Genomic DNA, 15,983 nt, shown 5'->3' on the forward strand with positions numbered 1-15,983 from the left:
CCTGGCGCAACCGAACATCTTGGAGAAATACGTTTTGCTGAAATGGATCTCTGCATTTTTTGTTAGAAGTCGCGAAAACGATACGCTGGGCGAGTTAGTGATGGAGAACCGGCGCTGGCGCATGTTCGCCAAGGTCGGCTTCACCATATTGGTGTTCATGCCCATCCTCACCTACTGCTCCTGGATAGCCCCACGGTTTGAGGACTCGGGGCTTACCAATCCCGCAGTGCTTGAGGTGATCAATAGCGAAGAGTATCAACGGGCAACCCGGGAGGTCTTTGCTCTGCTCGACCTGTATAACCGCGGGGAGATCGACCTGGATTCGCTGCATGGTTTACAGGGCGTACATCGAATTGGCGGGGTGATGGTCACTTTCAACCTGAAACTGGTGCCACGAGACGAGCCCAGGCAGGGAGGAGGCAGCAAATACAAGCTTGATGGCCAGTACAAAGTGACAGTCTCCATAGGCTATCTTGTTTTGTTTTTGACCATCGAGTTGGTCCTGATCGGGCTAGCAGCCTGCGCAATTTTCCAAGGGCCACCAAAAGCGCAACGCAGGTTTGAGGAACAGATACTCCAAGAGCATTTCTCCTTTGATATGCCCGTGCTCCCCGCCCCCCAAGAGCGAGCCGACCAGATCATCGAGCGCATGCTGCTGCGTTTTCACCGTTTTGCGAAAGACCTGGAACACCGCCCACGCGGCCGAAAGGGAATCCAGCTTGACGATGAATACGACGTCCAGTTTCTGGTCAACGCGTTGCTAAGATTGCAGTTCGATAACGTAAAGCCTGAAGAGCCGTCCCCTAGCATGGCAGCAGGCGGCACCCGCGCAGACTTCTTTCTGCCTGAACATGGGCTCTTTATTGAACTCAAGATGACCCGCGATGGCATGACGGTAAGATCGCTGGCAGGTGAGCTTATCCTGGATATCGCACGCTACCGGGCCCATCCCGAATGCCATGCAATCATTTTCTTCGTCTATGATCCTCGCGGCCTGGTTAAAAACGTTGTGGCATTGCGGACGGAGCTATCGGAAATTGCGGGTGAGTTGCCTGTGAGTCTGATCGTTTCGCCTAGCCACTGAGGGATGAGATACCCCCTCCCCAGTGGGTTCGACCAAGCGTTTCAACTCTACGCTCGCTCAGATGCATAGATACGACGTCACCGCTCGCTCAAGCATGTCCTCCAGCTCAGTGTCCAGGAAGCAATAGTCATCGGGAATGTCCAGAACGTGCGGCCGCTTGCGCTCAAGCAGCCGAGCGTACTCTGCCCATAGACGATGCTCGTGCTTACGCTCCATCACAAAAATGACATCGGCCCAACGGATATCCGCTGGGCCGATAGGCTTGCGTGCGTTCGGACTGGTGCCCGCCGAACGAGTGCTGAAGCCAGGACGCCGACGCCAGATCGCCTCCCCGGTAGGGCTGCGCCATTGGTTACGACTGCAAACGAACAAGAGATTAGTCACTCTTGATCCAACAGTTGGCGGGTGATGCCGATGGGATAGCTCATACCGAGCTGACGCGCCCGATGCAGCTTGTCGGCACGGGTGTAGATCAGCTTCCAGTTCTTTTTGATTTGGGGTCCTGCGGGCTAATCGCTTCGCGCCCATTGTGCTTGCGGGATTGCGCGCGTCTCCAGCTGCGGGTTCTTTCCATGGTTGTTTCCTCGTGAGTACCGGGTTCAGCAACCGCGGTAATACGAGGTGGTGGGATGGTAAGCGTGAATTGGGTTGTGGCTAGTGCGGGTGGGGTTGGACAGCGGTGGTTAGACGGTCCGTAACGGCTGTCGTTTCGGGATAAGGCAAGAGGAAGGTGTCGATCCATTGCTAGTAAAAGAAAATAAATCTGTCCCCTCTTCGGAAACTCCGACGGTCTGGGCGCCGGCGGTGAACTCATCCTCCGCGGGCGCTTGCCACTCTTCAAAGATTTTATTTTCCCCTAAGCCTCAGTGGATCTTTTCTCCCGCCAGCGCTATCGTCGCCATAATCACATGACTCCGATGGACGCTATCAGGTAGATCCATCGCTCCTTTTGAATTTAGGCTTCAGGTGTAGGAAATTGATCAACCCGCCATTTTTAGCCCTGAGACGAAGAGCTCAGGAATTGCATACCTCCGCGAATCGTGAAATGCCTCATAACCCTGACTCGGGAGCGTTACTACTTTTTTATGCGGCAGAATGCTCTTTAAAAGCGGCGTATATGCAAAAAAACAATCTTCGGGACACGAACGAAGAACGTGGCCCCTATCGATCCGCCAAAAGCTTCATTCACAACTTAATTTTGCTAATTAAAGAACTAAATATACCCGCGACCTCCATACCAGCCACTCCATTGGTCGTATTGAGCCGCACGGGTCAGAGAAATGAAATCAGCAACCTACATCAAGCATGGAGATACGGTGAAAAGATAGAGGAAACCGTAACCATTTGTCAGTGGCTGACTAAACTAATCGAATGGTGCAGGAGGAACACATGACTCCTATTGATCAAACTCCCATGACTTGGATGGATGTTGCTCGAGCCTTCGCAACAATTCCTCCTGAAAACTCATCTATCCCAGCAACACTCATCCGCGCTCGAGTAGGCTGGTTTGGAATCATTCTTGAGGCGACGGAAAAGAACGACCCAATTGAAATTCTAGACTGGTTAGAAAACTTATTCCCAACCCGTCTGAGAACCAATCCTCTATCGCTTGAACTTGAAGGCCCCACGCACGGCAACGTGCTCCCAATAGAAATAGTGATAGAGGAAGAGAAATCTCGCTTCCGTCAATCATTTGGCATTATAGATGGAGTGGTTGAGTTCTCCTCCCCACCTCCTACAACCTCAAATACAAGACCAGTTCCGGTCGTCGCCACCCTTAGTGTCAAAGGCGGAACGGGACGAACTACAACTGCAATAGCCTTCTCATTGCGTTGGGCGGAACTATCAAAATCTCCAGTGCTACTGGTAGACGCAGATCTCGAGGCTCCGGGCGTTAGCTATTTATTCGAAAGTTACGCTGGAACCCCAAAAATATCCCTCGAAGATATAATAACCCTCGCACACTCGGAAGAGACCGAAGGAGCGCCGAGAACAATATCCTTTGCGGCTGACAGACTAAAAGACCACACAATTAGCGGAAGCCTGATAGTTCTCCCGCTAAGAAGAAACATAGACGAACTGGCAAGTTCCTCTATTCGACCTGAGCACCTATCCACACCTGAACATCCTTTCGCGCTCGCTGACATTCTTTCAAATATTGCAGCCGAACTCGGTTGTTGCGGAGTTGTTGTTGACGTTCGTGCTGGGCTGGTACCTCTAGGTGTAACAATGGCAATGGACCCCAATGTCTCCCCTATCATAGTAACAACCTTGGCAGATCAGTCTATTAGAGCGACATCCGGCTTAGTTAAATTTCTATCCAGAGAGCTAAGCCGTCATGGCGGCCACCTTAGAAAACCATTAGTAGTAATCAATCGGGTTCCCGCAATTTTCAAGCAGGCCGGCCTGGACAAAAAGCTCATTGAACCGTTGACCGCCGAACTATTATCAAATCTCGTCTCTGACAAATCGGATAGTATTTCCGCGCACTCCGATTTATTTGATGACCCAATAGAACTAGAACCCTACATACAAGTAGAGATCCCCGAACTACCCGACATTCAAATTTCATCCAGAGAATGGGACATCTACACCTCACAAATCATCGGAAGCGGATTCTCTAAAATAATTGGTTCCGGCATAGACCATTGGATATCAACCGAACTTAAAGCGACACCAAGAACAAACAGTCAAAATAGCGCGTCGTTAATCGAGGCAAATCCGGAGACATCCCGGCGATTGCTTTCGACTTTTTCAAACCAATTAATTGCAGCCGAGAACGCTCAAGGCGATGTACCTAAACCGCTCGTAACTCAGTCACTAGCCGCCCTAGCACAACGATTCCAATCTGAAGTTCCGATAGCCGTAAGTGAAGGAGCTAAGGGCACGGGTAAAACACTGGCCGCACGCTACTTTATTTCTCAACGCTACTGGAATAAAGCAGTGGAGGAATTAGTTAACAAAACCGGTGCTGTTAGCTCCCTTCTCGTACCTATCTGCGCGTCGATTCAGTCGAGTGCTAAATTTCAAGAGGAGGTCGATAGCGCTCGCGAAAATGCAGCTAGGGAACTTGGCTTTGGTACTCCGATGAACTCGTACCAAACCACATCCTGGCTTAAAAATGAATTCAACAAAGACCATAGCGAACAAGACTGGGTTGGAATTTGGTTAGATATTATTGCATGGAGCTCCGGCTACAAAGTAAATACGTTAGATATAGGAAATGATTTTTTAGAGCATTTACGCGCAACAGGAAAAACGTTTATCGCTGTTTTTGAGGGATTGGAAGAGCTCTACGCTTCCGCAAGCGATATAGGCGTAGATAAGGCAATGAGAGCAATTTTGGTCTCTCTCCCACAACGACTGAGATCTGAAGCAAGACGTCCCTTGGGCGCACTAATTTTCGCTCGAAGGGACACCGTAGAGGGAGCAGTAAAGCAAAATCTCGACCAGTTCCGACGAGAATACTCACCTTTCGCCTTAACATGGACAGAGGACGATGTACTTGAACTCGCAGCTTGGCTAGCGACACAATCTGGCGCACTTCCCGAACTTTGGTCGAATGACTTTAATCAGATCAGCTCACCTGAAAAAGCTAATCGACTAGAAAAACTCTGGGGTAGTAAACTCGGCCCCGACGATATTCCAGGCAAACGGACAAGAGAAGCATATACCGCCACTTGGATAATTGCAGTTTTGTCTGATTTAAGGGGCAGATTGGTCCCAAGAGATCTCGTCAGATTCCTTGCCAATGCCGCTAGCCAATCACCAGAAGATGATGAAATTTCGACATATGCTGGACGCCTTCTATCACCCCGGGTCCTAAAAAATGCTGTTGAACCTACAAGTAACGCTAAAGTTAAGGAAGCAGAAGAAGAAATATCGGAACTAAAGCCAATTTTCGGAAAGTTCCGCACCAAGGCTGATGAAATTGCCGCACCGCTTACCACCGAGTCTCTGGCAGAAATAGGCATTGGAGATGCCGAAATCCTAATTCTAACTCGCCACGGCATCGTATACGGAGATACGGCGCCATATGAAGTCCCAGAACTTTATAGACGAGGCTTAGGTCTTCGCCATACTGGCGCTCGTCGCAGTGTAGTGAACCTCTACAGAAAGGCGCGCAAAACTTAAGCAGAGCAAGGGAGACAAATTTATTTTCACTCAAAGAAATAGATTCGTCTCCTCTAACTCCTTCGGAAATCTCATCGACAGCCCCTTCCTGTTAGTAGATTAACAAAAAGCAAGGGGACGCATAGGTATGGTATGCCCAGTAGGAAGCCCCCGATCCTTGGGAGCCCAGAACAACTACATCTTAAACTCCACTACCTCGTTCAGACCGCTAACTAGCAATACTAGCGAAATGACCGGCACGTACTGAGAAGGACCATCCTTCAAAAGAAGGGAAATCTCTTTCGAAATATTTGCTTTCGCAGCACCAGCTTTATCGTAAAACACATCGAGATCGATAGTCCCTGTGAACGTCGTCTCAACATTCGCATGCTTTTTCCAAGCATTTTGGATATTGAGGATTTTGTCTCGAACATGATCCGCCCAATTTTTTGAACGATCATTTTCGTAGGAGGAATCCTTTTCCTTACGCGAAACCGTATAGCCAAGCATGAACAGCTTAGAAGTCATAGATAAATTATCAGATTATTTAATTAATTTCCCAGCGTGCTACGTTACGTTGTTCCTGCGCCCCATGCCCAATCGCCGCCAACTACAATGAAGATCTCAGAGGTCAAAAGCCGCGCTCGGAAAGCAGCTTGTACTGAATTGCGGACATCGTTTCTTACAGTAGCCGCGCTGGTACCATTAAAGAATCCCATCGTCGATGTCGTAGGAATGACCACATGCTGCCCCTCATCTGCCTTGACCACCTTTGCAAGGCCGATACGCTGCAGATCCATATATGCGTTCTCATAATCCTTCGCCGACGCGCTCTTCAAATCAAATGTGCAATAAACCAAATAGCTCATAGGACAAAACTCCTGGAAACTCACATTCAGTAAAAATGGGGGCCAGCCTATGAAGCAGCCGGCTCACCCAAGAGCCAGAAACTTGAGTTCTCGCCTCAACCTACTGGGTATGGCATACCGAGGAGCACGTCCGACAACCGTTCGACTGCGGATACGTGTTGCGAGCCAGGCGTACAGCAGTCACACAGGTGCTGTGCTGGCCAAGATCAAGGCGGTTTTGGGGGGACGGCAAGAAAATGCACGTACTGGTATGCACCTCATGGTCACCGTTGTGTTGTGCATTGCGGTTAACGAAATACTGAGCCATTTTCACGCCCCCCGCTCTTTGTTCGATTGGGCGAGTACCGAGGCCGCTAGGGTCTTGGTGGTAGCGCTGTACTTGTTGCTGTCCAAGACTTGGCTGGCCTTGGTCTCCATATCGGCCCCGGTTTGCTTACCAGTCGAGGCTTGAGCCATAGCTGACCCTGCCAGTTCCTTTTGAATGGTCGAGGAACTGTCATTACGGAGGATTTTGGAGGCCAGACTGGCCACTGAAGTCGACGTTTGTTTAGTATTTTTCGGCACGATTAGGTGCTCCTGTATCTACATGAGATTGAGTAGGCAGGAGCAACCCTTGAGCGAAAACCGAACTGGATGGTTGACACCAAAAGTCGGATTTTTCTCTAATGCGCTCCCCACCAATGTACGCATTGGTTCAGGGAAGGCGGGTATGCGTACTCGGCGACCAAACTTCGTACGCATATCCGCTGTCTTTTCTGAATTCGCTGCTAACCCGCAAAAACACAACATATTGTGTCGCTGACGAGATGAGATACAAGATAATGGGGGCGCTTTGACATTACAAGATGACAAAGCTGTGGATAACTTGTGCGTAAAGTATTGATTGGATCCATTTTCACCCTGTATGGATGGCCAGGCCTTCTAAACCGCGGGCGGGCACTCTACAGACTAGAAACAATTCGAAACACTTCCCCTTATAATGACCATATTTACCTTTGAAAGAGTCGCTCTCGGCATTTGAAATCGACGATTTTATGGCGCCATTTCTTTGCGTTTGCAGCTTTGACGTTGCTCGTTTTGGACCACTTTTCTGCGACTCACGCAGCAGCAAGAAAGCTTGCTTTTGCTTGCTCAACCAAGGGATATCCGACAACTGTTCCTTTGTCATATTCAAAGCTGATCTATGTCTGCGGTAATACGAGATGGGACATAGTAAGCATGCCACGGGGTGGCGGCCGAGCTGCTGTAACAGCTGCCGCACATAGCGGTCTCAACAATCCCATCTTGCCCTACCAACGGAGTCACTACTCGTTTACGCACCGGAGCCCCAAACGCAGCTTAAACGTGGTCAGCCCCCTACCCTTTTCTTGTAATAAATTCTTTTTTGCTCAGGACTCCGGCGACTTTTCTGGCGTGGAACCCATAGCGTTGGGTAACGTAGCTCTACCTCCCTCACCTCAAGGAAGACTCGTGTTCTGGAAAAGAGATAACAAAGTTCTAGTAGAGATTCTGAATCCAATCAGCATCAATTCTCCGTCTATCAGCCCTCAACAGATCGATGCTAAGGCCACATCAATCGTGAAAGAGATTGATAAGGATCTGGCGTTCAAGCTCCTTACCTACTTCGCGATAATCCTGCAGGCGGGTTTGCTTGCGTATGGCTATCTCGAACTGAGCGCCTACTACGAGCAGTTTGGTATCAGCACGACTGAGCTGGAGCTCGGCACCCCAACCATATTGACATATGGATACAGCTATGCCTTTTCCAGCATCATGGGATTGGTTTACCTGATCCCTTTCATTGGTGTGCTCATACTAGGATTGCTGTTTATATCCGTGGCGTTGACGTTCGTTTATTTACTGATGAATCGGGTCAGCAAGAAAGGAGAAATCCTTGAAAAAGGGACATGGGGAGGGATGCTTCTGCTCCTAGTATTTATAGCCCCGGTCCTCGGAGTCCATCACGGGGTAGAGAGAGCACGAGAAAATATCAAAGCGGACTCTGGTATCGACACTAGCAACGGCATCAGTAGGGTTCACAGCATAATCACAGACAAGGGTGAAAAAATCACCGGTCAACTCGTGGTTGCTGACACAAAGAGCTCATTCCTCCTCGTTAAAGACACTCTCTACAAAATTGATAACAAGTCCAACCGAGTGATGAGGCAAACTTTGCTAAAGGCTAAAGATAAAAAAGAGCCCACGGATGCGCGTTGATTCGGAGGTACTGCACCCGTCAAAGCGATTACACATCAGAATAAAAAACCTCTGAAGGCCTTGAGGATACTGGATCACTACAGGCTCCCTCGCTAAAAAGGTCTTGCTAGGCAAGACCCTTTTTTCATCTAGGTAGCGCGTGATATTGCTGCCTACCTCACCTCAACAATATCCAAAGCCCGATTCGCCAATAATTCACTCACCTCAATCACCTGCAAAATCCCCAACGCAACCCGCCGTCTCGAACCATCTAGATCAAACGCCAAATCACTGATCATGGCATTCGCCGAAGCCAGATTCTCACTGAGATTCGCAAGCAAACACTCAGAATCAACCCCCGGATCAATCCGAAAAATAGAGTCGGACTTGTCAGACGTTTCGCCCTTAGGCTTGGGTTTCAAGTAGTAATCCAACGCACGGGTAGCCGCGTCGTCGAGCTTTTTGTTGCGGGCAGACTGGGCACGGGATGTGGGTTCGTCTGAAGCTGTAACTGGAGGATTCGGTGTAACTTTGACCATGGTCTTAACTCTCTGGTTGAGGCCACGACCCGTTCGCTGCTAAACGAATTGGGAGGCAGCTGTACGCAGGTTAGCAGACCGACGAGTTAAGAAATCGGCGCGTCCGAGGACGCCCTGCGCACAGCCACCATCAAGTGCAGGAATGGGGATTCCTGTCTGATGGACGCGTTGTGCGACTTAACTCGGCGAGCTGCTAAACCCGATCACTGACCATCAGTGACAGGTCCAAAACTACCGACGCAACCCCAGACGCACAAGCCGGCGGATTCTGGCGTAGTTGTAGGCAAAGGCGCAAGGCGCTGTGGCTTGGCGGGCCTTCGTCGTTGGTGTCTGTCGGTCTTTACTGACAGATGCCATTCGACTGGTCCGGGCAGATGCTCGATGCCGTTCAATGAGGCTGTCGGAAGATTTGTGACGAGGCGTTCATAGGAAGAGGGCTGCTGCGCAGCCCAGCGGGAGCAAGCTCCCTCGCCACGGTGGTTTGCTTCCTGAATTGCGTTGTGAGTGGAGCCACTAGTCGCCCTCGCCCTTCTCCCCCGATTCATCGCTGTGCACCACCACCAACAACTGTGCCTGAACATCCCCCACCGAACGCAGGCGGTGGGGTTTCTGCGCATTGAAATGCAAGGCATCACCACGGTTCAGCAGCACGCGTTCGTTCATGAAATCCACCTCCACCTGGCCCTCATGCACGAACAGAAACTCCTCCCCCGTATGCTCCTTGAACGCGTGATGCGCCGTGAATTCAGCCGCCGGATAGAGGATGAAGGGCAGCAGGCTGCGCTCGGACACTTGATGGGCCAATACCGCGTATTCGGAGCTGCCGCTGCTCGCCGCCAGGGATTGGCGGTCTTCGCTGCGCACCAGGCTGTAGCTGTCGAGGGAGACGCTTTCTTCGGAGAACAGCTCCTCGACTTTCACGCTCAGGGCCTTGGCGAGCTTGAGCGCCGTGGCGATGGAGGGCGTGCTCAAGCCCCGCTCCACCTTGGACAGGTAGCTCTTGGTCATCCCGGTTTTTTCGGCCAGGACGTCCAGTGTCATGCCGAGTTTTTTCCTGAGCAATTTCAAGCGAATGGACATAGGTAACCAACATTTCCAGAGAAACGGACAATCTGCGATTGCAAATGACACTTTGTGTCATATAGTCTATTTAGTGTCATTAGCACCTTCCTTTCACAGCTTCCATGACGCGGATCAAGAACGGTCAAAGCACGAATCAGGAGAACGGATATGAGCAAGACACTGGCGACGCCCAAGGACCAGTTGGTCCAGCATGCTGTTAACCAGATGCAAAAAACACTGCCGGATAATACGTGGACTGTACGACAAAAGCTGGCCCTGACCTGCCGCATCCTGTTCGAGAACGGCCACGACTCAGGGCTGGCAGGGCAGATTACCGCGCGCGGGCCGCAACCTGGCACCTATTACACCCAGCAATTGGGCCTGGGCTTCGATGAAATCACCGCTGGCAACCTGTTGCTGGTCAATGAAGACCTCGAGGTGCTGGAGGGCCATGGAATGCCCAACCCGGCCAACCGCTTTCATACCTGGGTCTACCGCGCCCGCCCGGATGTGAATTGCATCATTCACACCCACCCGACCCACATCGCCGCGTTGTCGATGCTGGAGGTGCCGCTGCAGATTTCCCACATGGACCTCTGCCCGCTGTACGACGACTGCGCCTTCCTGGAGGGCTGGCCGGGGGTGCCGGTGGGCAACGAGGAAGGCGAATTGATCGCCGGTGCCCTGGGTGACAAGCGCGCCATCCTGCTTTCCCACCACGGCCAGTTGTCCACCGGTGCCACCGTGGAAGAAGCCTGCAACATCGCCCAACTGATCGAACGCGCCGCGAAGCTGCAATTGCTGGCCATGGCCGCCGGCGAGGTGAAACCGATCCTGCCTCACCTGGGCCGCGAAGCCCACGACTGGATCGCCCGCCCCAAGCGCCACGCGGCCGCCTTCAACTACTACGCCCGGCAGACCCTGCGTCAACACGCCGACTGCCTGAACTGAACCCACCAGGAGCGAAGCCATGTCTACCCCCAACATCCACGGCATCATCGGCTACACCATCACGCCCTTCTCCACCGACGGCCAGGGCTTGGACCTGGACGCACTGGGCCGGTCCATCGACCGTCTGATCGACAGCGGCGTGCATGCCATCGCGCCCCTGGGCAGCACCGGCGAAGGCGCCTACCTGAGCGACGCCGAGTGGGACCAGGTCAGCGAGTTCAGCATTGCCCGCGTCGCCGGCCGAGTGCCGACCGTGGTCAGCGTGTCTGACCTGACCACCGCCAAGGCGGTACGCCGCGCGCGGTTTGCCCAGGCGAAGGGCGCCGATGTGGTGATGGTGTTGCCGGCCTCGTACTGGAAACTGAGCGAGGCGGAAATCCTCGCGCACTACCAGGCCGTCGGCGCCAGCATCGACCTGCCCATCATGCTCTACAACAACCCCGCCACCAGCGGCATCGACATGTCGGTGGAGCTGATCCTGCGGATTTTCAACGCGGTGGATAACGTCACCATGGTCAAGGAAAGCACTGGCGACATTCAGCGCATGCACAAGCTGCAGTTGCTGGGCGAAGGCCAGGTGCCGTTCTACAACGGTTGCAACCCCTTGGCGCTGGAAGCCTTCGCGGCCGGGGCCAAGGGTTGGTGCACCGCCGCGCCGAACCTGATCCCGCAGCTCAATCTCGACCTGTACGACGCTGTTTTGACCAACGACCTGAGCCGGGCCCGGGCGTTGTTCTATCGTCAATTGCCACTGCTGGACTTCATCCTCAAGGGCGGGTTGCCCGCCACCATCAAGGCCGGTTTGCGAACTCTTGGCCTGGAGGTCGGCGATCCGCGTCTGCCGGTTTTTCCATTGGATGAGGCGCGTAACCAGCAACTGCAGGCGATGTTGAAACAACTGCTCTGATTCGCTCTGACTTCGCGACGGACAGGTGGCGCCCCAACCTGTCCGCTCGCTCCATTGGCTGTCACCGGGAGAACACCATGACCCTCAAAGTCTATGACACTCATGTACGCACCCAGGACGGGCGCTACCTGCATTTCGATGTGCTGATCGACCGTAACGACCAGGCATTCGCCCAAGCCTGCGCGCGACGTTTCCTCGCCGAACAGGGCATCGAAGACCAGGACATCATCTTGAACGACTGCCGCTTCTGCCATGTCGAGCCGGGCAACCCCGCGGTAGACGAGGCCATCGCCCGGCAAGGTTTCTTCGTCCTCAAGCTGCAAGGTTGCGAGGCCTGACATGAGCACCTATCGACCGCTGGACTGCGACCTGCATGACTACCTGGAAATTGCCTGCCTGTACGGCTACACGCTGGAGATCGAACTGACTGACGGCCAACGCCTGACAGCGCGTGCGATCACCACGCGTACCGCCCCCACGCGAGAGGAATTTCTCGAGGTGGAAACTGCCGATGGGCACCAGGAGATTCGCCTCGATCGGTTGCTGGCGATTACGCCGCAGGATCGCAGCGCTCGGTTTGGTCGGGTTGTGCTGGCGAGTGGGTGACGGGGCCACTCGCTGTACAGATGATGCAGGGAGCGGGCCTGGCGATGGTCAGCCGGCTCCGCCCTTCGATCAACACGCTCCCTTCCCGCAAAAAAATTTTCGAATCGTCCCTTCCCGCAAAGCTGCCATCCGCTCCAGCAAAGTCCTCCGCTTATTGCCGCCTCGATAATGCCTTCTTCACTCTCTGGCGTTACAACCGAGCACCGTGTACCTCCCATGAACCTACGCACCTTCGTTCGTCGCTACTGCCTCGACTCCAGGCTCGTCACGAATGCCCTGATCCGCCTGCACAAGGCACTGTCTGCCCTGGTGAGTTCTCTGGCGCAGCAGGGTTTCGATTCCCAGAGATGGCCAGCGACCCGTGATGAAGAGGCTCCGGACCGGCGCATTGGCTCCATCTGCCCGGAGCTGGCCGCGACGGTGTTCAGCCACGGGCGGGAGGGGGTCGCCCTTGTCGATCCGTACGGTCGGGTCATCGACGTGAACGAGGCTTTCACGCGCCTGACCGGCTACGGGCAAGACGAGGTCAGGGGCCGGGAGTTGAACGCTCATCGCATGGTGCGTCGGCTCGCGGCGTTTTATGCGCCGATGAAGAATGCGCTGGATTTCCATGGGCATTGGTCGGGTGAAATCCAAAGCAGCCATAAGGACGGTCGGGAGATGACGTCGCGCATCAGCATCAGTGCCGTGCATGACCGTCACGGGAATGTTCAGCACTATGTGGCGCTGCTCAGCGATATGACGCAGGTGAAGCAACGCCTTCAGTTACTGGAGCGCGATGCCCGTTATGACGCGCTCACGCAGTTGCCCAATCGGTTGCTGTTGGCCGAGCGGATGCGTCAGGCGTTGGGCAAGGCGCGGATTCACCAGCACCAGGTGGCCATCGCGTTCATTGATCTGGATGGGTTCAAGGCGCTCAACGACAGTTATGGGCATGACTGGGGTGATCGGGTATTGCAGATTGTCGCGGCGCGGATCAATGCGACGCTGCGGGAGGGCGATACGTTGGCGCGGCTCGGTGGCGATGAATTCGTGGCGGGGCTGGTGGGTTTGCAAGAGGTGGAGGACAGCGAGCCTTTGCTCAAACGGATGCTGGCGGCGGCCAATGCGCCCATCTTGATCGGTGCGCAAACAGTGGAGATTGCCGCGAGTATCGGCGTGGCGTTCTTTCCTGAGCATGGGCAGGAAGTCGATGCGTTGATCAGCAAGGCGGACCAGGCCATGTACCTGTCGAAAAAAGCCGGGGGCAATCGCCTGGCGTTTTGTCCGACCCGCTTCATTTCGGTCAATAGCGAAGCCTGACGGTGGTGCCCAGGGTTCGTTCGCTGCCGGTCATGGCGCCGTAGTCACCCGCGCCCAGCAGCGAGTACACGGCAGTGATGTAGTGGCGGTCGAACAGGTTGCGTGCCCAGCCTTCCACTTCCCAGGCACGGTCCTGGCTGCGCAGGCCCAGGCGCAGGTTGGTGAGGCCGTAGCTGGGCTGATAACTGCCTTCGCCCCCTTCGAGGGTGCCGTAGTAGCCGGTGCGAAAGCTGTAGTCGACGCCGCTGTAGACCTCCAGCCCGTACGGCAACGGATGGCGATGGTCCAGGCCGCTGCTGAGGTTCCATTCCGGCGCGTTGTAGAGGCGATCGCCGCTGAGGTCGCAAGTCCATTGGCCCGAGGCCGGCGGGCACGGGGCGTTGGGAAAACTGCGGTAGCGCGCATCGCTCCAGGCCAGGCCAAGGCGCCCGGTGAGCCAGGGAGCCAGTTGCCAGGCCGAATCCAGCTCGACACCGCGCAGGCGGACCTTGCCGACGTTGATCAGATTGTCCCTCAACGGTGGCGCGAGCACGGAGGTCGGCGGGCTGTAGGTGAGCGCCTGGTAGTTGTCGACATCGGTCTGGTAGAACGCCAGGTCGAGCATCGCCCGCTCATCCCACAAGCGTGTCTTGATGCCCAGTTCCAGGGACGTGGCGCGCTCCGGTTCGAAGGTGGGCTCGGCGAACGGGCCGACCACGTCGAAGTTGATGCCGCCGGCCTTGTAGCCGCGAGACCAGCTGACATAGCCCATCACCGCATCGCTGAAGCGATAGCTGGCGCTGAGCAGGCCGGAGAGGTTGTCCTCTTCGATCGAGTCCTCACGGTAGTAACTGCCCCCCAGGGCGATGTCGCGCAGCAACTGGCCGCCGGCCTGGAACGTCGGCGGCAAACCGTCCAGCGAAGCGAGGTTGCTGACGTCGCGGGACACCCAACCGTCCTTGCGCTCCTGGCTGTAGCGCAGGCCGCCGGTGAGCTCGAGAGGGTCGACGGGGCGCCAGGAAACCTGGCCGAAAATTGCCCGGCTGTCGCCCTTCTGCTCGCCGTCGTAATGCTGCCGGGCACCTTCCAGCAACTGCGCCGGCACCTGGCTCGGATCGGTGAAGATGATGCCATAGAGTTTCTGCAACAGCGCCAGTTGGTCGCCCACGAACCAGGGTGCGGCATCCTTGCCGAACGCCACGTCGATCTCGCGGTCGAGCTGCTGGCGCAAGTAATAGAGCCCAGCGACATAGTCGACGGACGAGCCGGCCGTGCCGGACAGTCGCCATTCCTGGCTGAACTGCCGATGCCCCAGCTGCGCCTTGGACTGCGCCACCGCCAACGCGGTGCTGTCGCCGTCCCGCGTGGCGCGGTAGTCCCAGTCACGATAAGCCGTGATGCTGGTCAAGCGCATCGCCTCGTCCAGGTCCCAGTTCAGCTCAAGGGAAACACCGTCCTGCAGGGTTTGCGGACGCCCCGGCGCGTCAATGCGCACCTCGCGCCGGTAAGGGTCGGGCTCCGCCAGCGGATAGCCGAGGAACCGGGCGCGCTTGCGGGTCTGTGGGCTGTAGTGATTGACCAGCAGCACGTTGCCGGCCTCGTTCTGCTCGGCATAGTCGGCGATCAGACGCGCGCTGAAGGCCTCGGTGGGCGTCCATAGCAATTGCCCGCGCAGGCCTTGGCTGTCGGCGTCGCCGAGGCGGGCGCCGTCTTCGAGGTTTTCCACCTGCCCATCCACCGAGCGTTCGAAGACGTTGAGCCGCCCGGCCAACACCTCGTCGCGCAGCGCTCCGGAAATCGTCCCGCGGTATTCGCCCAGGCCATGCTCGCCGTGGCTGGCTTCCAGGCTGGCCTCGGATTGGAACGTCGGTGGGCGGGTGACGATGTTCAGCGCCCCCGCCGTGGTGTTCTTGCCGAACAAAGTACCTTGGGGCCCACGCAGCACTTCGATGCGCTCGATGTCCATCAGCTCGGTGAAGGCCATGCCCTGGCGCGCCAGGTAGACGCCATCGACATAGGTGCCGACGCTGCCCTCCAGACCGTCGTTATAGGCGGTCGCGCCAAACCCGCGCAGGCCGAAGCCGGCATAACGCGCATCGTGCCCGGACACCACCAGCCCGGGCACCCGTTGCTGGATGTCCTGGAGGGTGTGCAGGCCGGCTTCGTCCAGTTGCTCGCCATAGAGGACATTAATGGGGATCGGCACGTCCTGCGGGTTTTCCTCTCGGCGCCGAGCGGTCACCGTGGTTTCGTCGAGCACCAGTGAGCTGGGCGACGCGGGGGTGGATGGCTGCGCTGGCCCGGCGTTGACCGATGCCCAGGGCAATGCCGCCAAGCTGCCGAGCAAGAGCAGCCTGCAACGCGGACCCGGCACG

15 protein-coding genes are annotated in these 15,983 nt (G+C 55.4%); 8 read left to right on the top strand and 7 right to left on the bottom strand.

Going from position 1 to position 15,983, the window contains the following annotated elements; translation table 11 throughout:
- The first annotated feature begins 34 nt into the window (after positions 1-34).
- Entirely contained in the window at positions 35-1,084 is a 1,050-nt protein-coding gene (locus BT179_RS26290; protein WP_083569802.1) for a PD-(D/E)XK nuclease domain-containing protein, read from the top strand.
- A gap of 57 nt (positions 1,085-1,141) precedes the next feature.
- On the opposite strand, the gene BT179_RS09425 is transcribed toward BT179_RS26290, so the two are convergent.
- The gene (locus tag BT179_RS09425; RefSeq protein WP_072430809.1) at positions 1,142-1,468 is read right to left on the bottom strand and encodes a low molecular weight protein tyrosine phosphatase family protein; all 327 of its coding nucleotides are present in this window, start codon (positions 1,466-1,468) and stop codon (positions 1,142-1,144) included.
- A gap of 1,005 nt (positions 1,469-2,473) precedes the next feature.
- Here BT179_RS09425 and BT179_RS26475 point away from each other — a divergent pair.
- On the top strand, positions 2,474-5,218 hold the full coding sequence (locus tag BT179_RS26475) for a KGGVGR-motif variant AAA ATPase (protein ID WP_143148690.1): 2,745 nt from the start codon (positions 2,474-2,476) through the stop codon (positions 5,216-5,218).
- Positions 5,219-5,392: 174 nt separating this feature from the next.
- Here the strand turns inward: BT179_RS26475 and BT179_RS09435 are convergent, their stop codons facing one another.
- From BT179_RS09435 to BT179_RS26975, 3 genes are all read right to left on the bottom strand, one after another.
- Positions 5,393-5,725 (bottom strand): hypothetical protein, encoded by a 333-nt coding sequence (locus BT179_RS09435; protein ID WP_072430808.1) that lies wholly within the window; start codon positions 5,723-5,725, stop codon positions 5,393-5,395.
- A gap of 44 nt (positions 5,726-5,769) precedes the next feature.
- On the bottom strand, positions 5,770-6,066 hold the full coding sequence (locus BT179_RS09440; protein WP_072430807.1) for a hypothetical protein: 297 nt from the start codon (positions 6,064-6,066) through the stop codon (positions 5,770-5,772).
- Positions 6,067-6,375: 309 nt separating this feature from the next.
- Positions 6,376-6,630, bottom strand: coding sequence for a hypothetical protein (locus BT179_RS26975; protein WP_072430805.1), 255 nt, complete (start codon positions 6,628-6,630; stop codon positions 6,376-6,378).
- A 906-nt stretch (positions 6,631-7,536) separates the two neighbouring features.
- Here BT179_RS26975 and BT179_RS26740 point away from each other — a divergent pair.
- The gene (locus tag BT179_RS26740; RefSeq protein WP_072430804.1) at positions 7,537-8,283 is read left to right on the top strand and encodes a hypothetical protein; all 747 of its coding nucleotides are present in this window, start codon (positions 7,537-7,539) and stop codon (positions 8,281-8,283) included.
- Positions 8,284-8,435: 152 nt separating this feature from the next.
- On the opposite strand, the gene BT179_RS09460 is transcribed toward BT179_RS26740, so the two are convergent.
- Together BT179_RS09460 and BT179_RS09465 are read right to left on the bottom strand one after the other, a co-directional pair.
- Positions 8,436-8,801: a DUF6124 family protein gene (locus tag BT179_RS09460; RefSeq protein WP_072430803.1), complete on the bottom strand. Its 366-nt coding sequence runs from the start codon at positions 8,799-8,801 to the stop codon at positions 8,436-8,438.
- A gap of 513 nt (positions 8,802-9,314) precedes the next feature.
- A complete protein-coding gene (locus BT179_RS09465; RefSeq protein ID WP_072430802.1) occupies positions 9,315-9,881 on the bottom strand; it encodes a helix-turn-helix domain-containing protein in 567 nt (188 codons plus the stop codon).
- A 150-nt stretch (positions 9,882-10,031) separates the two neighbouring features.
- Here BT179_RS09465 and BT179_RS09470 point away from each other — a divergent pair, with 150 nt between their 5' ends.
- The 5 genes from BT179_RS09470 (at position 10,032) to BT179_RS09490 (ending at position 13,629) form a co-directional block, all read left to right on the top strand.
- On the top strand, positions 10,032-10,814 hold the full coding sequence (locus BT179_RS09470; RefSeq protein WP_053152480.1) for an aldolase: 783 nt from the start codon (positions 10,032-10,034) through the stop codon (positions 10,812-10,814).
- Between the two features lie 19 nt (positions 10,815-10,833).
- Complete coding sequence (locus BT179_RS09475; protein ID WP_072430801.1) at positions 10,834-11,721, top strand: dihydrodipicolinate synthase family protein; 888 nt, start codon at positions 10,834-10,836, stop codon at positions 11,719-11,721.
- A gap of 77 nt (positions 11,722-11,798) precedes the next feature.
- Positions 11,799-12,059 (top strand): DUF2024 family protein, encoded by a 261-nt coding sequence (locus BT179_RS09480; protein ID WP_072430800.1) that lies wholly within the window; start codon positions 11,799-11,801, stop codon positions 12,057-12,059.
- Between the two features lies 1 nt (position 12,060).
- Positions 12,061-12,327 (top strand): Rho-binding antiterminator, encoded by a 267-nt coding sequence (locus BT179_RS09485; protein ID WP_072388215.1) that lies wholly within the window; start codon positions 12,061-12,063, stop codon positions 12,325-12,327.
- Positions 12,328-12,543: 216 nt separating this feature from the next.
- On the top strand, positions 12,544-13,629 hold the full coding sequence (locus BT179_RS09490) for a sensor domain-containing diguanylate cyclase (RefSeq protein ID WP_072430799.1): 1,086 nt from the start codon (positions 12,544-12,546) through the stop codon (positions 13,627-13,629).
- Here the strand turns inward: BT179_RS09490 and BT179_RS09495 are convergent.
- A complete protein-coding gene (locus BT179_RS09495; protein WP_072430798.1) occupies positions 13,613-15,982 on the bottom strand; it encodes a TonB-dependent receptor in 2,370 nt (789 codons plus the stop codon). The genes BT179_RS09490 and BT179_RS09495 overlap by 17 nt on opposite strands.
- Position 15,983: the final 1 nt, after the last annotated feature.

Origin of the sequence: Pseudomonas sp. NFACC43, assembly GCF_900119645.1 — a bacterium.
Taxonomy (GTDB): domain Bacteria; phylum Pseudomonadota; class Gammaproteobacteria; order Pseudomonadales; family Pseudomonadaceae; genus Aquipseudomonas.